General features: G+C 59.2%; 17 protein-coding genes and 1 pseudogene. 6 read left to right on the forward strand and 12 right to left on the reverse strand.

Going from position 1 to position 18,561, the window contains the following annotated elements; all coding sequences use genetic code 11:
- Window positions 1-2: 2 nt before the first annotated feature.
- The 3 genes and pseudogenes from QP908_RS09075 to QP908_RS09085 form a co-directional block, all read right to left on the reverse strand.
- Window positions 3-245, reverse strand: a pseudogene (locus QP908_RS09075) (ribbon-helix-helix domain-containing protein); the annotation flags it as partial.
- 108 nt (window positions 246-353) lie between these two features.
- Window positions 354-1,055, reverse strand: coding sequence for a CPBP family intramembrane glutamic endopeptidase (locus QP908_RS09080; RefSeq protein WP_284772124.1), 702 nt, complete (start codon window positions 1,053-1,055; stop codon window positions 354-356).
- A gap of 46 nt (window positions 1,056-1,101) precedes the next feature.
- Window positions 1,102-1,848, reverse strand: a complete 747-nt coding sequence (locus QP908_RS09085; RefSeq protein ID WP_239269278.1) for a class I SAM-dependent methyltransferase — start codon at window positions 1,846-1,848, stop codon at window positions 1,102-1,104.
- Window positions 1,849-1,872: 24 nt separating this feature from the next.
- Here QP908_RS09085 and QP908_RS09090 point away from each other — a divergent pair, with 24 nt between their 5' ends.
- Window positions 1,873-2,982, forward strand: coding sequence for a glycosyltransferase family 4 protein (locus tag QP908_RS09090; protein WP_239269277.1), 1,110 nt, complete (start codon window positions 1,873-1,875; stop codon window positions 2,980-2,982).
- Here the strand turns inward: QP908_RS09090 and QP908_RS09095 are convergent.
- Complete coding sequence (locus tag QP908_RS09095; RefSeq protein ID WP_239269276.1) at window positions 2,876-4,357, reverse strand: MmpA family trehalose lipid delivery protein; 1,482 nt, start codon at window positions 4,355-4,357, stop codon at window positions 2,876-2,878. The two genes, QP908_RS09090 and QP908_RS09095, sit on opposite strands and share 107 nt — an antisense overlap.
- Window positions 4,338-5,528 carry a PorA family protein gene (locus QP908_RS09100; protein ID WP_284772125.1) on the reverse strand — a complete coding sequence of 397 codons (1,191 nt, stop codon included), beginning with the start codon at window positions 5,526-5,528 and terminating at the stop codon, window positions 4,338-4,340. The genes QP908_RS09095 and QP908_RS09100 overlap by 20 nt, the downstream gene beginning before the upstream one ends.
- 50 nt (window positions 5,529-5,578) lie before the next feature.
- On the opposite strand from QP908_RS09100, the gene QP908_RS09105 reads away from it, so the two are divergent.
- Entirely contained in the window at window positions 5,579-6,724 is a 1,146-nt protein-coding gene (locus tag QP908_RS09105; RefSeq protein ID WP_284772126.1) for an acyltransferase family protein, read from the forward strand.
- Here the strand turns inward: QP908_RS09105 and QP908_RS09110 are convergent.
- Genes QP908_RS09110 through QP908_RS09120 form a run of 3 tightly spaced genes read right to left on the reverse strand, consistent with a single transcriptional unit; the run spans window position 6,618 to window position 10,535 of the window.
- Window positions 6,618-9,794 carry an alpha-(1->3)-arabinofuranosyltransferase domain-containing protein gene (locus QP908_RS09110; RefSeq protein ID WP_284772127.1) on the reverse strand — a complete coding sequence of 1,059 codons (3,177 nt, stop codon included), beginning with the start codon at window positions 9,792-9,794 and terminating at the stop codon, window positions 6,618-6,620. The genes QP908_RS09105 and QP908_RS09110 overlap by 107 nt on opposite strands.
- A 14-nt stretch (window positions 9,795-9,808) precedes the next feature.
- Entirely contained in the window at window positions 9,809-10,006 is a 198-nt protein-coding gene (locus QP908_RS09115) for a DUF2613 domain-containing protein (RefSeq protein WP_023024221.1), read from the reverse strand.
- A 22-nt stretch (window positions 10,007-10,028) separates the two neighbouring features.
- Window positions 10,029-10,535 carry a universal stress protein gene (locus QP908_RS09120; RefSeq protein WP_239269273.1) on the reverse strand — a complete coding sequence of 169 codons (507 nt, stop codon included), beginning with the start codon at window positions 10,533-10,535 and terminating at the stop codon, window positions 10,029-10,031.
- A 58-nt stretch (window positions 10,536-10,593) separates the two neighbouring features.
- Here QP908_RS09120 and QP908_RS09125 point away from each other — a divergent pair, with 58 nt between their 5' ends.
- The 4 genes from QP908_RS09125 to QP908_RS09140 all read left to right on the forward strand — a co-directional run bounded on the left by QP908_RS09125 (window position 10,594) and on the right by QP908_RS09140 (window position 15,805).
- Window positions 10,594-11,721 (forward strand): glycoside hydrolase family 3 N-terminal domain-containing protein, encoded by a 1,128-nt coding sequence (locus tag QP908_RS09125; RefSeq protein WP_284772128.1) that lies wholly within the window; start codon window positions 10,594-10,596, stop codon window positions 11,719-11,721.
- 34 nt (window positions 11,722-11,755) lie between these two features.
- Entirely contained in the window at window positions 11,756-13,444 is a 1,689-nt protein-coding gene (locus tag QP908_RS09130) for a VanW family protein (RefSeq protein ID WP_284772129.1), read from the forward strand.
- Between the two features lie 1,104 nt (window positions 13,445-14,548).
- Window positions 14,549-14,992, forward strand: a complete 444-nt coding sequence (locus tag QP908_RS09135; RefSeq protein ID WP_239269270.1) for an alpha-amylase inhibitor — start codon at window positions 14,549-14,551, stop codon at window positions 14,990-14,992.
- A gap of 363 nt (window positions 14,993-15,355) precedes the next feature.
- On the forward strand, window positions 15,356-15,805 hold the full coding sequence (locus QP908_RS09140) for a hypothetical protein (protein ID WP_023024210.1): 450 nt from the start codon (window positions 15,356-15,358) through the stop codon (window positions 15,803-15,805).
- Window positions 15,806-16,395: 590 nt separating this feature from the next.
- On the opposite strand, the gene QP908_RS09145 is transcribed toward QP908_RS09140, so the two are convergent.
- The 4 genes from QP908_RS09145 to QP908_RS09155 form a co-directional block, all read right to left on the reverse strand.
- Window positions 16,396-17,076 (reverse strand): hypothetical protein, encoded by a 681-nt coding sequence (locus tag QP908_RS09145; protein WP_023024208.1) that lies wholly within the window; start codon window positions 17,074-17,076, stop codon window positions 16,396-16,398.
- Window positions 17,077-17,326: 250 nt separating this feature from the next.
- A complete protein-coding gene (locus QP908_RS11840) occupies window positions 17,327-17,470 on the reverse strand; it encodes a helix-turn-helix domain-containing protein (protein ID WP_156904645.1) in 144 nt (47 codons plus the stop codon).
- A 70-nt stretch (window positions 17,471-17,540) separates the two neighbouring features.
- Window positions 17,541-17,903: a primase C-terminal domain-containing protein gene (locus QP908_RS09150; RefSeq protein ID WP_023024206.1), complete on the reverse strand. Its 363-nt coding sequence runs from the start codon at window positions 17,901-17,903 to the stop codon at window positions 17,541-17,543.
- Window positions 17,904-18,075: 172 nt separating this feature from the next.
- Window positions 18,076-18,561: IS3 family transposase (locus tag QP908_RS09155; RefSeq protein ID WP_284772130.1), on the reverse strand; the 486-nt coding region annotated here is incomplete at its 5' end.

An 18,561-nucleotide genomic window follows, 5' to 3' on the forward strand; every position in this document is an offset into this window, starting at 1 on the left:
CGTGCCGCCGTGAGGGCGTTGATTGCTTGGCGGACAAGCTCAGATCGGGTGAGATTCTTTTCCGTAGCTAGGCGATCTAGGGCGCTAAGTTCATCGGTAGTCAGGCGTACAGCGACGACCTGAGCAGGCTCTGCTCCGCGACCGGGGCGTCCACGTCCGCGCTTTTTCAACATTTCTGGGTCGTAGCCTTCTTCTGCTTCGGAAACCCAATTGTCGAGTTGGTCTTGAGTGATGTTCACAGGGATGGAAATATCGTATAACGAAAATTGTGCACTGTCGATATGAAGCGTTGTGAGTTTAGGTCCTACCTCGGCTACTGAACTAGCGTTTTTCTCCCGCTGCGCAGGGACTGCTTAGCCCGATAGTCCTGCCAGAGCCGTGATTGCTACGACCGTGTTATTCGCAATGTGAATGCACAGGGGAGCGGTAAGTGTCTTGAACCAGAGGCGCGCTAGCACCAAGAAGGTGCCAAAGAATGCGATGTAGAGCATTACTGCGGGGATGCCGTGCGCTAGGGCGAAGACAGCGATGGTGATAAGCGCTGCGGCCCAGGTGGGCATGGAATTTTGCAGCCAATCCAATAGGACGCGGCGAAAGGACACTTCTTCAACCAGGGGAATGACAAGCGCGGTGCTGAGTACCACCATGATGGTGGCAGCGGGGCTGATCTTTAGGCCGGCGGAAAGGTTATTGCCGGCTGGTTCGCTGCCCAGGAGTGCATTGACGGCACCCGTGGCCGCACCAGAGCCCAGGATGGCGAGGGGAATCCACCACAGCAGGTGCCATAAGGAATGCTCGGCTTTCACAAACCCGGCATCGCGCCATGACCAGCCCAAGCGGCGGGAAAATCCGTACCAGACCGTTCCCAGGCCGAAGATGGCCCCGCCGACGGCAATGCCAAAGGCCACCCAAGAACCGCTCTTGGTAATGAGGCCACAGGCGATGCCAATGAGTGCCGCACCGGCGAAAGTAGCGACGACGCTTGCCGCGGCCCACCCCAGGTGAGCTGCGCGAACGGCGGGGGAGAGCTGCGAGCTTTGTAGTTGGTCCGGCATGCTGGGCAGTATAGTAGGACAACCTCGGCGCGAGCTGTTGCGCGGCCTAGTCCGGCTGCAGTACCAACGTCAGGTTGGACACGGCGAATTCGCGCAGGCCAGGAACCTTAGTCAGCCACCACGCCCAGCTGGGATGGTAGCGCGGAAAGGCGAGCTTTAGCGCGCCGGTGGACTCGGCCCAGGTGAGGCCTGCGGAGCAGGGGACATTAAATAGTGAGGTGCCAAAGACATTCTTGGGCGGGTGCCCATTGCGGCGGGTATAGCGGTCGCGGGCGAATGCACCGCCGACGTAGTGCTCCCACAGCCCGGTTTCGTGGCCGCCGAAGGGGCCGAGCCAGACGGTATAGCTCATGATGCACAGGCCGCCGGGGCGGGTAACGCGCAACATTTCTTTACCCATATCCCACGGGCAGGGGATATGTTCGGCGACGTTAGAGGAATAGACCACATCGAAGGAATCGTCCGCGAAGGGCAGGCGCGTGCCATCGCCGCGCACGGAATTGCTGAGGTGGATATTGGCCGCCGACATTTCCCCGGCATCGGGCTCAAGGCCAACGTAGGACGCGCCGCGGTCCGCGAAGGCGGCGGCAAAATAGCCGGGGCCGCCGCCTACGTCGAGCACGAGGGCATCGGCAAGCGGCACGCCCAAATCGCGGCCCAAGTTTTCCACCAGCCTGGCCGTATCTTCTGCCAGGCCGCCGTAGAAAATATCGGGGCGGGTTTGCTCGAAGCGGAAAGAGCGCAGCAGCGCCCAGGAGCGGGAGAGCGTGGCCATGTCGCGGGTGTGTTTCATAAACCACTAGGCTAATACCCCACGATGAAAATTCTTTTACTATGCTGGCGCGATTCCACCCACCCGCAGGGCGGTGGCTCCGAGCGTTACCTCGAACGCGTGGGGGAGTACCTAGCGGCGCAGGGCCACGAGGTGGTCTTTCGCACCTCTAAGCACATGAATGCGGCGCGCCGGGAGGTCCGTGATGGCGTGCGCTATAGCCGCGGCGGTGCCAAGTTTGGCGTGTACCCGCGCGCGTGGGCGGCCATCGCGGCCGGGAGATTGGGCTTGGGGGATCTGCGCGGTATTGACGTGGTCATCGATACCCAAAACGGCATTCCCTTCTTCGCGCGGTTGATTTACGGCGCGCCGACGGTGCTTCTTACCCACCATTGCCACCGCGAGCAATGGCCCGTGGCCGGTCCGGTGCTCGGGCGGCTGGGCTGGTTCTTGGAATCGCGCGTGGCACCGCGGGTATATCGGGATTCGACCTACGTCACGGTCTCGCAGGCCTCGCGCGAGGATTTGGAGGCGCTCGGCATTGACGGCGCGCGGATCATCGCCAATGGCCTAGACCCCATTCCGGCGCACGTGCCTTCCCTCGAGCGCGAGGCGGATAAGCACCTGGTGACACTCTCGCGGCTAGTCCCACACAAGCAGATCGAGCACGCCATGGATACGGTGGCGCGCACGCCGGGCGCGGTTTTGGATGTGATTGGCTCGGGCTGGTGGGAGTCGAACCTGCGCGATTATGCCGAAAAGCTCGGCGTGACGGATCGCGTGCGTTTTCGCGGCCAGGTGACGGAAGACTATAAGCACGCCTTGCTCGCGCGTGCCGATGCCCACCTCATGCCCTCCCACAAAGAGGGTTGGGGCCTTGCCGTCATGGAGGCCGCCCAACATGGGGTTCCCACGGTAGGTTATGCGTTTGGCCTGCGCGATAGCGTAATCGATGGCGAGACCGGGATCCTTGTAGAAGAAGAGGGCGATTTCGTGGCGGCCACCCAAGAGTTATTGGAGAACGCAGAGCTGCGCCGGCGCCTAGGGACTAATGCCCGGGAGTTTGCCGCGCGCTTTTCGTGGGACAAGACCGGCGCTGCCTTTGCGCAATTGCTCCAAGGCTTAGTAGCGGGGCGGTCATCCACAGGGCGGTAAGCGCCCACGGCAGCTCGGGGCGCGGGGCGTTGGTCTCTGCGGCGATGGCGCCATCAACCACCACGACGCCCACGCCAAGTTCCGCAAGGCCTGCCATATCTTGGTCCTGCCAGGCGCGCAGCGCCGCGCGGTACTGCGGCGAGGCCTGATCGATGACCTCACCGTCCACGCTGAGCTCGCCGGATTCCACCATGGGCACGGCCTTGGAATAGGGATCGACCGCGACTCCCGGGGTGTCTTCCGTATGCGCACCGCTATTTCCCGTGGGAATCTCCACCAAATTGGGCCGCTCCGGAAAGAATGCCAGGCGGCCGTCGATATCGTGCACCAGCTGCTCATCCACCCCGGTATCGCGGGGAGAAAGCACGGCAAGGCGGGACGGGGCAGGCAGAACCTGAATCGTGGCGGCCACTAGCGCCAGCGCGGCTGGAATCTGTGGCAGCGCACCGATGGAGGCAACGTATAGCGGCAGCGCGAGCATCGTGAGTTTGTGGCTATCGCGCAAGAGTCCCGCCCCCGGAACGTTATCGATGGCCCATTCCAGCATGCTGGGCAGTAGCCAACACGCCAGCGCCCCGCCGAGTCCTAGGGCGGCCAGGATGGTCAAGCGCGCCGGGACGCGGTGCGCACCCGCCAGCGCGAGAACTGCGACGAAGAGCCCGAATACGGCTAAGCCCACGGCCGCTTCGCCATTCCAGATTCCGCCGAGGCGTAAAAGCGCGCCCACCGTGCCCACGTGTTCTTCTGCCCGCGGGGAAAAGGCCGCGACGGCGGCTGCGGCATCGCCGGGCACGCTGGGTTGGAAAAGGCCTGGAACCAGCCACGGCAGCCACAAGAGGCAGCCCGCCAGGGAGACCCGCTTCCGGCAGGTAAAAAGGGCGGTGACCACAGCCAATAGCCCACCGGTGGGGGTAAGGGACGCCCCCCACATGGCGATCAACGCCAGCCAGCTGTGGCGGCGCCCCGCCCAGGCGATGACCGGGAGCAGCCAAGCGACAATGGCCAGGGACCATTGACCTTGTAAGAGGCGTTCGATGACAAAGGGGTTGGCCACCGCGATGGTCATCGCGGCCAGCGCCGCTATCGTGGTGCGAGACCACACCGCCGCGGTGAGCGCGGCGGCCCCGGCGGCGGCAAAGATGAGCACCCGGGCGGCCCACGCGCCGCCGAGTAAGGCTAAAAACCCATCTTGGGGTGCGTTGCGGGCAGGCAGGCTTCCCCCGCCCAGCGCGGATGGGGTAAGCCCTGGATCGTTTAAGAGCACCATATCGCGCCAGAGGAACTCGCCGGGCAGCGCGAAGGGCCAGCACACCGCGGCCACGAGAATAATTCCCCACAGCCCGAGGAGGACGCGCCTAGGCGTGTGCGGCATCATGGGCGTCACGGTGGCGGCGCATGTACTGGTAGGCGGCGAAAATGAGCAGGGAAACACCGATGGCCTTGCCCAGCCAGCCAACGGCCATAAGCCCTCGGATGGCGTAGATTACCGGGCGGACCTCAGCGAGGCGCTCCGCACGGGTATCCTCTGACCACCGGAAATCCGCTGCCAGCACAGAGCGATCCTCTGTGTCATCCTCCGCGATGAGGGTTCCCGCCTGCTGGATATCGGTGGCGAAAAAGACCTTGACGTTTTCCCGGACATCCACGATGGTACCGGTGGTGGGTTCGACCGAAATATCGCGGCCCACGGTATAAAAGGGCTCGACGATGACGGCGGCATCCGCATCCAAGTCCAAAAGCTCGCGCGAGTGGGAGTCATAAAAACGGCTGGCGGGACCCTTCAACTGGAAATCGCCCGTTTTCAGCTCGTCCGTTTGAGTGGTGCTGCCCAAATCCGCGCTGATATTGCTAAAAGTGTTCTTCAGCGGCAGCGGCTGTACGTCCTGGTGATAGGAGTAGATGGGGATGCCATCTACTTTTGAGTCGCCGGTAAAGTCCATCGGCGTGGATTCCTGCGCCAGGAAATCAAAAAATGGGTAGGAGCGCTGCTCCGTGCCGGAGGGGAAGAAATAGGTGAGGCCGTCTCGCTCGAAGTCTTCCCGGGTTAGACCGGCGTTGAACTCGGGTAGGGCGAGGGCCCATTTATTGACCGGATTCGCCACTGGGAACGTGGATTCGCGGTTGAGCACCGAGTGCTGATCAACAGTGGCGATTTCCTCTTGGGAGTCCCCGTCTTTTCCAGCCAGCAGGCTGGTTACGGAATCGGTGGTGGCGATGGTGTCATCATCGTCCACCTCGCCGGTGGTAATGGTGCGCTCCAAGGTCAGCGGCCCGTGGTACTGGTAGCACCACATCGGGGCGGATTTGTCGGCGCAGCGCGGGTCATCGCCGGATGCGGTAGCGGGGGCTTCACCGTCCATGAGGGCGCGCACGTCCATCCATACCGCGTCGGTGGGCCCGCTGGAGGTGGAAAAATCTTGATCCAAGCTCAGCGGGCGGGTCCGGTTATTGTAGAGGGTCGGGGCGAGGGTACCAATGAGGAGGAAAATGATTGCGGCAATGACAACCCACGTCCGTGGCGAGCGTGGCCAAAGGTAGCGGCTCATTGCAGTACTATATCCAATCAGTTTCAGGTTTCCGGGGTAAAGGAGCAAGCGTGCGCACGCAGGCATCTGTGAAAAGACTACCCCAGCACCTGCCGGAGCTAGACGGCCTACGCGCGGTTGCCGCACTAGGGATCATTGTTACCCACGTATCCTTCCAAACCGGCACCGGGTGGGGATTTGCCGGGCGTTTCGATTTCTTCGTCGCCGTCTTCTTCGCCCTCAGCGCCTTTTTATTGTGGCGCCGGCGGGGGCTGCACACGGCGCGCGGCTATGCCCATTCCCGCATCGCGCGCTTGGCACCGGCCTATTATGCCTGCGTGGTATCGGTTTTGCTGCTGCTTCCCGATGCCCACTCCATCACCCCCACCCAGATCCTCGCCAACCTGACCTCCACGCAGATCTATGTGGCCGATGGCCTTGCCCCGGGCCTTACCCACCTCTGGTCCCTCTGCGTGGAGTTTTTCTTTTACCTGGTACTACCGCTTCTGGTGTGGGCCCTTGGCAGCCTGCCGCAGCGCTGGCGCATGGCCGTTATCGCCGGTGCCGCGGTGGCGAGCTGGGGGTGGGGATTTATCCCCTTTGTCGCGGACTACAGCGAAGACCAGGTCAACTCGCAAATCTGGCCGCCGGCCTATGCCTCCTGGTTCGCGGTCGGCATGCTGGCGGCGGAGGTGGAAGAAAGGGGCATCGGCGAGCGCACGGCGCGCCTCCTGCAGGTGCGCTGGGCCTGGGTTGTGCTGTCTGGGCTAGTGCTATGGGTGGCGAGCCGGGACTGGTTTGGCCCGGCCGGGCTGGTGCATCCGGAGCCGGCGGAATTTGCCCGCCGCATCATCGCCGGGGCGGTATTCGCGGCCTGCGTGGTGGTGCCGGTGGCCCTGGTTCCACGCGGAACCTCGTGGCTTACATCGCCGCTGATGCAGGCGCTGGGCGCGTGGTCCTATTCCATTTTCTTGTGGCACGTGGCGGTGCTCGCCGTGGCCTTCCCGTTAACCGGGGTGGCGCTGTTTAGCGGGAAACCGCTGGATTTTTGGGTGATCCTTGCCGTCACGGTGGTGGGGACCGTTGTGGTTTCTGCGGCGAGCTATACGCTTATCGAGCGCCCGGGCCGCGACCTTCTGATGGGCCGTGGCCGGGTCCGGGGCCGGGGCCGTCGACGGCGAAAAGGCAGGCCAGCCCCGCGGCACATAAGCACATAAGCAGCACGGAATCGCCGGCATAGGCCCCTGAGGTCCATGGAGCTCGGGCAAGGATGGTCCCGGCCGCCGCTACCACGCCGCTGGCAAAATAAGCCCGCGGAATGGTGGTCCAGCGCACGATGAGCCAGGCGGCCATGCCCGCAAGTACTGCCGGCCAGCCCACCAGTGCCAGGCAGGCTAGCGAGTACATCGCAGAGGCCATGCCGCCAGGATCCGGGTGCCAGGTGGGCTGCGGGCTGCGGCGCGCGGCGAAAAGCAGGCAGAACCCCAGCGTGGCCAGGCCGAGTGCGCCGCCAAAGAGCAGGGCGGCGCGGTAGGCAGGCTGCGCCTTAAAGGTCATGCGGAATTCCCCAGTGGTGCCCGCGGGGACGATAAACGCCTGGGTGGCGGCATCGATCTCGTATGGGGTGAGCTCGGTATCGCCGATAAATCCGCGCAGGCCCTTATTGAAGGCGCGCCCGGTAATGAGCAGGCGCTCCTCTTCTGCAGCAGCGATGGAAAAATCGGTGAGGCGATAATCGTCTGGCGGGGACCAGCCCTTTTCCGTCATGGACACCCATGCGCCGGTGGTACGTACGCGGTGGACGCCGGGCTCGAGGGTTAGGGTGCTGCCGGGGGAGTACCGGTGGGAATCGATGAGTACCGGCTTGGTGGAATCCACGGTGACCTCCATGCGGCGCGGCACGGTGACATCGCGGATGAGCACCCCGGTATCGTGCACCATCTGCTGGAAGAAGAATTGGTGCACATCCGGCGAGGTATCTGGCACGGTGACCACGCGCTCGATGGGGTGGCCTTCTACCTCCAGTTCCGCGATGCCGGTGCGGTGGGATAGTTCCACGCGGATTGCCTGGGAATCCCCGCCGGGCACGCGCACCGTCTTGGAGCGGAAGGGCTGGAGATCCACCTCTACTGCAGCACCACCCGAGCGCACCGTGACCGTGGTGGAGCTGGTGGCCATGAGTTTGAGGCGCGGTTGGCTGAAGTCACCGCGCAGCTCGATCCAGCCTTCATCGTCGCCGGGCGCGGGCCACCAGGCGGTGGAATTTTCCCCATCGACGGCGGCGGTGGCGGACTTTTCCGGTTGGGCGCCGCCAAAGGCGGTGGCGTCGGCGGCAGAAGAAGAGACCTCCACATCGCCGCCGTGGGTCTCCACCGTGGTCAGCGGGCCGGCGGAGGGATAATCACGCAGGCGGTTATAAACGTGGCTGGGATCGTCTGTGGATAGCGGCGCCGAGGCGGCGCCGTGGAGCGTGCCGTAATTGCGATCCACAAGAGTGGGGGTATCGGTGACGATATCGGCATCATCGTCCACCAGCTCGCGGGCGGCGGGGCCATTGTGGGCATCGAGGAAGGCCAGCGCCTCGCCGCCACCGGCCACGCGGACGGGATCGGCTGAGGTCAAAGCCATGGAATGCTGCTCGAGCATGATCACATCGACCTCGTCAAAAGTATGCACGTCACCGCCAAATTTACTGCTCAAGGTGTCATTATCGGCGGCAAAGAGATCGTGGCGCACCATCACCGCGCCGATGCCCAAGCGCTGCAAGGCGCGCACGCCGCTGGCCGGATCCTCCTTCAGCGCTGCCATCACCCCGTCGAGGCCACGGATGGCCTCCGGGGGAACAAGGGGGATGGCATCGCGGACGGCCCAGGGAACATTAAGAAGCGGCTGCGCCGGCTCATCGCGGGTCCAACCCCACTCTTGGCGGGCAAAGGAGGCCTCGGGATAGATCAAAGTACGAGTATTTTCCGCGTGCTCGTTGATATAATCCGTGGCCTCGTGCCAATAGTCCGGCACCTCGTCGTAGGCGCCTAGGGGCAGCAGCCGCTGCGACCAGGCTGGGGAGAGGGCGCTGATGCACACGAGCAGCACCAGCGCGCCCACGGTCTGCTTCTTGGTGGGGCGCAGGCCAGTGGGCAGCGGCAGGCGCTGGCAGGCGCGGGCAAAGCCCAACAGCAGCGGGATGCGCACCAACGGATCGAATTTGTGCAGGTTGCGCAGGGGTGCTAGCACCCCATCGAGCGCATCGAGGTACCACGCCGCCTGGCAGCCCAAAATCGCCACGCCAGTAATCAGCATGATGGACCACACGCGGGGCAGCCGGCACAGTCCATAAATGCCTATCGCGGCCACGGCCATGGTGATAAGGACAAAGAAGGCAGAGGTCGCGAGCTCGTTGCCGGCGACGCGCTCGGCATCCGCAAAGGGTGACCAGCTCGTTGTTCCGCGCAGGATTTCCGGCAGGTTCAGCCACCGGGTGGTCACGTGGGAGGATTCGATAAATTCCGTAAACGGTGGGGCGTAGCGGCCCAAGATTAAAAGCGGGCCAATCCACCACGCGGATACGCACAGGCAGCCAAGCAGCCAGGCCGCGCCGGGCTTGAAGGCGCGGCGGTAGACCACGATGACAAGCGCCGGGGTGCACGCCGCGAGCGTGGCGGTGGCATTGACCGCGCCCATCAGCGCCACGGGAATCGTGGCGGCGGTAGCATCGCGCCAGGTGAGTTTTTCCCGCAGGAAGGGCAGGATGACCCACGGGGCGAGCATGACGGGCCAGGTTTCAGAAGAAATGGCCGTTAGCGTGGACAGCGAGCGCGGGGAGAGCGCATAGAGCATCGCCGCTACCCAGATCCACCGGCCGCGCAGGCCTATCCGGGTGGCCAGCTTGTAAAAGCCACTAAAGCCCACGCTTAAGACCAGCAGCCACCACAGGCGTTGGGCTATCCAATCCGGCAGGGGCTCGGTTAAAACAAAAAAGGGGCCTTGCGGGAAGAGGTAACCGTAGGCCTGGTTCTGCAGCTGCCCCAGGGTAAAGATATCGGTATAGGCATCGAGCGCGCCGCGCAGGAAGTGGCGCGGGTTCGCGGCCAGATCGTGTTTGGTATCGGCGGCGGTCAGCCCCCACGGTTGTACCGCGAGGATGAGCGCCAAGGCAATAATGCCGAGCGGGTAGGGCCGGGCAAGGCGCGCGCAGCGGTGGCGCAGGGCGCGGGCTAGTGCGCGGTAGCGGTGTACATAGGAACCGCTATGTGGGCCGCGGGGGAGCTGATCGGTCCGGTCATGCACGCCGGTGCGCCCATCTAATTGCGGGAACCGTATTCAGGCCCGCCCAGCACCGCATCATCGGCGGAGACCGCATTGCCTTCCGGCACGGTATCGCTGCCGGAGAACTGGGCGATGCCGATGATGGTGATAATGCCCAGGGCGATGCCCACAACAGCGCTACCCACGGCGGGGCCGAGGGTGCGCTTGTTTAAAGAATCGGATTCCAGAGCCATGGCTAAAGATATTAGCAGCTACTTAGAAGTATTCCGGATCGTCGTCATCCGCGTCTTCGTCGTTTTCTTGCGGGACGATAAAGACGGGCAGGCCCGCGTTGCGCACGATCTGGTCCGCCGTGGAGTTGGTCCACCAGGCGCGAAAGCCGGTGAGCGCGCGGGTGCCGGTGACGATGACATCCACGTCGAGCTCGTGCGCGGCATCCACGATGGCCGAAGAGATGGTGGTGGCGGATTCCACGAGATGCGCGCGGCCGGCCAAACCAAGGCTTTCGGCCAATTGGGTGCCCTGGCGGCAGATCTTCAGCGCTTCTTCGTAAGCCGGATCGTCTTCCACGCTATCGGGGGACACGGTGGACTGGTGCATGCCTGTGCGGCTGACGGCGCGCGCGGTTTGGCGGGCCACCGGCTCCCACGCGGTGAGGATTTCCACCGTGGAGGGGCGCAAAAGCTGGGCGGCGTACTCCAGGGCGCGGTCGGCGCGTTCGGTGCCATCATAGGCAATTAACATTGTTTTGCCGTTACTCATGTCACTAGTCTACCCACCGCCTAGGACAGTTCGCGAGGAATCCTGCACACTGGAAGGCATGACATATTCCCGCATCATTGTCAGTTTGGGCCTCGTGGCGGTGCTGAGCGCCTGCTCTAATTCCGCCTCGGACGAGGACAAGTCGCACGAATCTTCCGCTCCCGCGTCCTCATCACCCGATACCTTCGCGCCCGCCACCGAGGCGGCACCAGCGCCGGCGCCGGAGGATATTCGCGCCACCGCAGCTTCGGTGCTCATGCCGCCGGCAACCAGCTATGAGGACGCCAAGGCCAAGCTGGAGGCCGGGGTGGGAGGCATCTTCATCCCCAGCTGGGCGGATCCTGGTTTGCTAGAAGAAGAGGGCCGCAATATTAACGCCCTGCGCGCGGAACTAGGCCGCGATTTCGAGGTCGCCATCGATTTTGAGGGCGGGCGCGTGCAGCGTTTTTCTGAAATCTTGGGCGAATACCCCTCCGCGCAGCAGATGGCGGCGGACAACTCGCCGGAGCAGGTGGAACAGCTGGCGGGGGACATCGGCAAGCGGCTCATGGACTACGGCATCAACGTGGACTTCGCGCCGGTGCTCGATGTCGATGGCGATGGCCTCGAGGTTGTGGGCGACCGCGCCTTTTCCACCGACCCCGCGCAGGCCGGCGAATACGGCGCCGCCTTCGCCCGCGGGCTGGATGCCGCCGGGGTTAAGGCCGTATTCAAGCACTTCCCGGGCCACGGCCGTGCCTCGGGCGATACCCACCTGGCGGAGGCCATTACCCCGCCGCTAGAAGAGCTTGAGAACCATGAGTTCATTCCCTTTCGGAATGCCATGTCCGCAGCACCGAATGCGGCGCTGATGATGGGCCACCTCGCGGTCCCGGGCCTGGGCGATGGCCAGACTCCTGCCTCCATCCTGCCGGAAGCTTACGGCCTTGCCCGCGAGACCTCACAGTATGACGGCACCATCTATACCGATGACATTGGCGGCATGGCGGCGATTTCGGATTCGCTGCCGCTTGCCGATGCCGTGATTACCTCCCTCGCCGCCGGCGCCGACATGCCCCTGTGGTCCACCGAGGCCGATATTAATGCGGTGATCGATGCCGTCGTGGGCGCCGTGGATGAGGGCAGGCTGGCCCCTGAGCGCCTCGGCGATGCCGCCCGCCACGTACACGATGGGGACAGCGACTAGGAAAAACGCCCCTTTACCCGTTAACCTTTAAGGCGTGAAGAAGGCAGAAGGAAAAAACGGTGCAAAGGGCTGGCTTATCACGCTTGGCGTGATCGTTGGCTTCGTCCTCATTGCGGGCATCGCTTATGCCTGGGATGTCATAGCAAACCAGGACAAGATCCCGCGCAGCGTCTCCGTCGGCGGCGTGGATATCTCCGCCATGGAGCGCACCGCCGCCGTGGCCAAGCTCGAGGACGAGCTCAAGGGCGTTGAGACCCAGCCCGTGACCGTGACCGCAGGAGATCTGCAGTCCGAATTTACCCCTGCCGAATCCGGCCTGGCGCTGGATAACCAGGCCGCCGTCGATGGCATCGAGGAGCCTTCCCTCAACCCCATTACCCGGTTGGTTAGTTTCTTTCGCTCTACAGAAGACATCCCGGTTGAAACCGATGTGGATGATGGCAAGCTGCAGCCCACCCTTGACCGCGTCAAAGACGAGCTTTCTACCGATCCGGTCGATGGCATGCTGGAGCTTAATGATGGTCAGCTCAAGGTCACCGATCCCACGTTGGGGCAGACCGTAGAAGGCACCGAATTGCACGATGCGGTGGCAGCGAATTGGCTCGATAAGGCTGGCGTGCAGGTGGAGCCGGAAGAAATTGAGCCGGCCATTAATGACGAGGCCATTGAAAAGATGCGTACCGGTGACGCCGCCAAGACCCTGGATAATCCGCTGATCTTGAAGGCGAAAAATAACGTCACCGCAACGCTGAATAAGCCGGAGATTTCCCAGTTCACCAGCATTGAGAAAAAGGATGGTCGGCTGCACCTAGTGGTTGATAGCAACCGCGCGCAGCAATTGCTGCAAGAGCGCACCGATGGCGCCGATGTGCCTGGCGTGAACGCCAAAGTGAAATTCGCTGGTGGCTCCAAGCAGGTCACGCCCTCCCAGGACGGCGAGATTATTGACTGGAAGCCGACCATGGAGGGCTTTGATAAGCGTGTGACTGGCGATGACCGCGAGTGGGACGCAACCTACAAGCCAGACCCAGCCGAGTTCACCACCGAGGACGCCGAAAACGCGACGTTTAACGATACCGTGGGCGAGTTCTCCACCGGTGGATTCTCTTCTGCCTCCGGGCGCAATATTCAGCTGGTGGCCCAAGAGGTCAACGGTGCCGTGGTGAACCCAGGTGAGACCTTCTCCCTCAACGGCTATACCGGCCCCCGCGGCACCGCGCAGGGCTATGTGGAATCCGGCATCATCATCGACGGCCATTCCGGTACCGCCGTGGGCGGTGGCATCTCCCAGTTCGCCACCACGCTGTATAACGCCGCGTACTTCGCGGGCATGCAGGATACCGCGCACACCCCGCACTCGTACTACATTTCCCGCTACCCGGCCGGCCGCGAGGCTACCGTGTACGAGGGCGCCATTGACCTGCAATTTACCAATACTTTCAATACCCCAGTGCAGATCGAGACTAATTTTGGCGGCGGTGAGATCACCGTCCGCTTGAAAGGCACCAAGACGGTAGAGGTGGAATCCATCAATAACGGCCGTTGGGCCAAGACCGAGCCACAACCGAGGTCCGTGCCAGGCAGCGACTGTTCGCCATCATCCGGTGCCCCGGGCTTTACGACGTCCGATACCCGCATCATCAAGGATCTCAGCGGCAAGGAGCTTTCCCGCGAGACCAAGACCACGGTCTACGATCCACAACCCATCGTGCGGTGTGGTTAGCCAGTAAGCAAAGTGCGTTGCCGCTGGCCCAATCTCGGCGGCCATGCAGCGCGCACAACCCAGCGTGAGTACGACAAAGGCTCCCGCAGCGGGTGTAGTGCCATGCTGCGGGAGCCAGACTCGTTAGTCATCCGTCTTGCCTCGCAGGGGGTTGAAGGTCATGTTTTTCGTGGGGGACAACCACATCATGCTCATCTTTCACCGGTGCCACCGTGGGCACTGCGTTAATATGGACGGTCAAGTCCCGTGTAGTGGTGTAGACGTTTATGCCTCCGGCTCGGTATGAAGTTCGGGGTTTGATTAGGATGTTAGCCGGCGCCAAAGAGGCCGTCGTTATCACGGTGAAGAGTACTCCTGTGTTCAACTTGCACGCAGTCGCGACGGTAAGGATCGCTAAAGTCCTCGGGTTGTGGCCTGTGGATTGGCGATAATCATGCGAGACAATAAAAACGATTGACCAGCCCGGTTATTTTATAACGCCGGTGCACATGCATTCGACTAGGAAAAGATCTCGATAGTTATCGATGAATCGGATCATTTCCCACATTTTGGGTCGAGTTATGACGCGAAAAACTCGGGCAGCCTTCAGAAGTTCATTAGTTTCGTGTAGCTGGTGATTTACACGGTCTAGCATTGCGTTTTCGGCAGCCAAATCTTCAGGTTTGGACTCTGGTATGTCCCCGGCACTGCGGGCAGGGTTAAGTCCAAAGACGGGCCGTATGCCATGAAACCCCAACTTTGGGGCTGCTGCCTGGCACGCGGGGTGCATCGACGTATTTTCCGCCGAGATGCGATCTTCCACGAGACGGACCGGACGTTCCTTGGCATCCTGATCAAATTTCCTTGGCATGTTCCAGATTTCCCCATCTACTGAAACGGAACGATACCTGAGAAACTTTACGCTGAGGCGGTCCGTTTACGCTTCAGCAACCTGGTCTTATGCAGAATGGCAGCAACGACTCAACCTCAGTAATGCATCAGCACTCTTGGAATGCGCACGCCCCTAATAATGGTTGGCTAAGATTTAAATCTGAACAACCTCTTGACGGCTCTCAGGCGATCGAATAAGTTTCTGGAAAAGTAAGCTATCAGGGTTGGAGAATAATGTCTTTATTTCTTAGGAAAGTAGCGATAATCACCGCGGGCTTCATTGCTACTTCTACAGCTACCACTGCGACTGCAACTGCTACCGAAACGCCCACTTTCAATCTATCAACCAACCAATTAAAAGTTGCCGAACTAGAACCGGGTCAAAGCGCAAGATTTGCCAAAGGTGAAGTTGCCGAAGTTCTCTTCGCAGGGTCCGAAGTTCGCAGTACCGAAGCTACCCTAACAACTATGGCTGCTGTTCCAGCACCAAATTGCATTGTAGCGCGAGCAGAAAAGGGATTCGTCCAAGTTTATAACAATTGTGGAGGAAGCGACCCACAACGAGTAAAAGTGGTGCTAGCCTTCGGGCTCGACACTCAATGCAAATCAATTCAACCAGGGACACGTACTAATATTGGCGTTGCCACAGGCCGAATCGATGGCGTTTTCCTTTGCTAACTGAGGGCTGCTGAACTATGAAAAGAGTTGTAAAAATCACGCTGGAATCTTATCCATTCTAGTCGCACTGAGTTGTTTAGCTCCCCTAGCATATGGGCTGGGTCCAGACGACCCACGGACTAAGAATAATAGAGGGATGTATACGGTGAAGTGCCAAGTCCATCAGAATACAACAGGTAACCCAGTTGTTGGTTTCGTCATCGGAAACCATAAAAATGATCCAGAAAAGGCTGAAAAAGAAGCAAATAACTTCGTTTCCAGATTCGGTGACAATCATGCTAAGAGACACTGTAAGACAATTGGCCAATACAGGCAAAACGATGCTTATAGCACTAACTGGACTCCAAGATAATATAGAAATATATGCTAAATAAAAGTTTAAATCCAAGCGTCCACATTTGGTGCTATATAACGAAATTCGTCTGTCCATTCGAATCTCTGCCCAAAGCGAAAGAGAAATATCAGGAAGCAGTAGAACGTGTAAGACAGTCTCATAAGGTTCTTTTAGCATCCGAACAAGCTTACCTCTTAGGCCAGACCGAGCCGATATTTAGTCTCCTTATTGATGAAATTGTCGGATTTGGAGAAGAGTTGTCGGACTCAGAGAAAGAAAATTACTCCGTTTTCATTTTCACGACCATCGTTGAGGTACCAGAAAAAGAGGAAGATGATAAAAAAGACCCAGTAATGCAAATTGCTGCAAAGCTAGAGCTAGATGCCGAAGATGATTTTCCCTCAACTTTTCCTAGTCGTACTCGATTAATCTGGATGAGCGAAAGCGGAAAAGAATCGTCAAACTGCATTATTCAATAGAACCTGTCACCGGGTGGAGAAGTATCATTATAACTCTCTATCGTGCTTGACCCCTGTTTGGTGGGCACTTGGATGCGATCTACGAAGCTAAAGGACTGCTCGACACTGTGTGGGCAGCGGTTGGTGGCCGGAGGGGGCTAAAATCGCACCAGAGAGCTAGTAAATTGGGCGAAAGACAACGAAGCGTGAAGCACCACACCGTCTGGAGTCAGCACATCGGAGACTCCTGCCTTTAATCGTCGGCTGATTCCCGGTATGCATGAGGGCAGGAGAAAAGGTGACGCGAGCACTAGCACGCAGACAGTAAAGTTCAACACCTAAAACTCCGACTCAACAGTGGTGCAGGTCTTGAACGTTCACCACTAGGAGCGGTAACTATATTACCTGTGAAATACAGTTATCACTCAATATCTAAATCCTGGAATTTATTGGAAGAATTCCCCTTGCCAGTAACTTCTCCTTTTATGTCTTTTATGTCTTGCCGTACCCCTTTTATAAAGGACACCGCTTTTATCAGGAATAGTGTCAAGGCCACTAGTAATGCTACGGCAAATATAGAAAATATAATATCATATACCATCATAGTTGCATCAAGATAACGCTTGAGCGCGGCCTCCGGAAACCTCAAGGGTTAGAGATAGCGTCGTTGTCCATAAAACCTTCACTGCAGTTGCCTGGAAAGACATTCTAGCTGAGGCTGGAGATATATTTCGGTTCTGCCATTGTTGGGTTATTTCAAGGGAGGGCGAACTTGTAGTGTGGCCAATGGCTCTATGAATTATCGGGCTATGCATATTCCTAATCGTAGCGTTTACTTTCCCACTCTTTGCCGTTGAATAATCTGCATAGAATGAGTACGAGAAAGCGATGCCGTTGTACACAACTCGGCAGTTATCGTGTCGAACCCAGTTCAAATGATCGTAGCTTCGGCAATTGGAAATCCCGGTTCCTCTAGTAGCGTACCTACTAGGTCCCATTTCTACCGTACTAACGGAACCATCCTGGTATATATTCTTCTTCGTTACTCGACCGTACTCCTCAGTTTCTTCACTGCGTATAGGTTCCGATTCTGGATTATCTGCGTCAATTAATTCACCATTCTCAATTTTCCCAATTAGGCGATCTTGAATTGACTTGTCGGTGATTCCATTCTGAAGAAACACGTTCCTATACTCCCGCTCGATAGACCCATCGATAGGGTTATCCAAGCTTTCCACCTCTTGCTCTTCTGTAATTGCAGGGGGAGAGATAATTGAGGAAATTGCAAGCATGCTAGAGAGAATTAATGAACAACTTTTTTCATGAAATGTCCTTCGTATATTTAGAAAGTAAAATGTCTTTACATTTTACATTAAGTTCAATAGTTTTCATAGGATTGTTTCTAATTTGTTACATTTCTGCGGGCGTGACATGCGCGGAGGGTGTCTCTACTGAAAACCTAGGTGCTTAGGTAGTGAGTCATGCTTGCTTAGCAAGGTGAGCTGCACGTGCCTATTGCATAGACGGAGGCCAGGATGTGGATCATGCACGCGCCTGGTCTTTCATGTGCACATAACGATGCACGGTCCCGACAGAGCAGCCGACTCCTTTAGCGATCGCACGCATAGATAGCCCTTGGTTGTGGAGCACCCGGATTTTATCGCGTTTTTCGTGCGCACGTCCGATAAACGCCTTACGAAGTTCCGATGTCTAGCGGCGAATGGTGTGGGGAGGACGACCGATTTTTAGGGCAGCTTCACGTGCGGTGAGCCTTGGAGATCGTACGCCTAGCCTTCGGGGTGCATCTGGCTTGACCATTCGGTACCTCACTTGCTGTTTCGTTGCGTTGTTGGGACCGTTTTTCGCCTGATTTTCCGCGTGCTGCTCGGATGGCGGACAATTGTTCGGGATTGAATCGTGTCCATACCCAGTGGGCGATGCTGGGGGCGAGGCGGTGGATTTCTTTTTCGGGGAGGGGGTCGCGGTGTTCTTTTTCTAGGTTGAGGTTGGCGGCGATGGCGTGTGCGTGGACAACTTCAACCCAGACGTTGATGCCGTCTGTCCAATTGCGTTTGTTCGCCCTAAAGGCCCAGCGGCGAGTACGGTCGAAGATATCCACATTGCGTCCAAAACCGGAGCTTTCCCGTGGTCGAGGGTCGTTCTAGAGGGGGCAGTGCTCCCAGGCTATCAAGGGGCTTGCGCTAGTTAATGGAGGCTGTAGGTGAGGTCGTGTTCTCCCCATAAGGTGCCGTGGTCGTTCTGAGCGGCCTGAAGTGCCCCGGGTTTTGTTCCTAGGCATTTGCCTTGATTTCTATTATTGCCTGTGGCGGGTTCTGCTTCCAAAACTCGGTTTCCACCTCGACCGGGGTTCGGTATCCCAAGCTTTGGTGGAGCCTTGTCTCGTTCCACCATGACACCCACTCGAACGTCGCAATTTCTACCTCGACAACATCATCCCACCTGCGGGTATGAATCAACTCGTTCTTGTAGGAACCATTAACGTTTTCAGCCAGAGCATTGTCATAGGAATCACCAACAGTCCCGGTGGAAGCGATAATGCCGTGCTGGGCAAGTCGCTCGTTGTAGACAACGCTGACATACTGTGAGCCGTGATCCGAATGGTGAATGAGACCTGTTGTTTCCTCAGCACACACGATCGCCTGGTTAAGAGCTTGCAGCGGCAGTGCTTCGGTCCGCATCGAATCTGATAACGCCCACCCAACGATCCGTCGGGAGTAAACGTCGGTGACAAACGCGGCGTAGACAAAGCCTTTCTT

The organism is Corynebacterium sp. MSK204 (genome assembly GCF_030229885.1).
Taxonomy (GTDB): domain Bacteria; phylum Actinomycetota; class Actinomycetes; order Mycobacteriales; family Mycobacteriaceae; genus Corynebacterium.

Excerpts from the sequence above, each read along its gene's own strand:
- QP908_RS09090 (WP_239269277.1), top strand. The coding sequence starts at position 1,873 with ATGAAAATTCTTTTACTATGCTGGCGCGATTCCACCCACCCGCAGGGC.
- QP908_RS09135 (WP_239269270.1), top strand. The coding sequence starts at position 14,549 with ATGTCTTTATTTCTTAGGAAAGTAGCGATAATCACCGCGGGCTTCATT.
- QP908_RS09125 (WP_284772128.1), top strand. The coding sequence starts at position 10,594 with ATGACATATTCCCGCATCATTGTCAGTTTGGGCCTCGTGGCGGTGCTG.
- QP908_RS09095 (WP_239269276.1), bottom strand. The coding sequence starts at position 4,357 with ATGATGCCGCACACGCCTAGGCGCGTCCTCCTCGGGCTGTGGGGAATT.
- QP908_RS09080 (WP_284772124.1), bottom strand. The coding sequence starts at position 1,055 with ATGCCGGACCAACTACAAAGCTCGCAGCTCTCCCCCGCCGTTCGCGCA.
- QP908_RS09145 (WP_023024208.1), bottom strand. The coding sequence starts at position 17,076 with ATGCTTGCAATTTCCTCAATTATCTCTCCCCCTGCAATTACAGAAGAG.
- QP908_RS09140 (WP_023024210.1), top strand. The coding sequence starts at position 15,356 with ATGCTAAATAAAAGTTTAAATCCAAGCGTCCACATTTGGTGCTATATA.
- QP908_RS09085 (WP_239269278.1), bottom strand. The coding sequence starts at position 1,848 with ATGAAACACACCCGCGACATGGCCACGCTCTCCCGCTCCTGGGCGCTG.
- QP908_RS09120 (WP_239269273.1), bottom strand. The coding sequence starts at position 10,535 with ATGAGTAACGGCAAAACAATGTTAATTGCCTATGATGGCACCGAACGC.
- QP908_RS09100 (WP_284772125.1), bottom strand. The coding sequence starts at position 5,528 with ATGAGCCGCTACCTTTGGCCACGCTCGCCACGGACGTGGGTTGTCATT.
- QP908_RS09115 (WP_023024221.1), bottom strand. The coding sequence starts at position 10,006 with ATGGCTCTGGAATCCGATTCTTTAAACAAGCGCACCCTCGGCCCCGCC.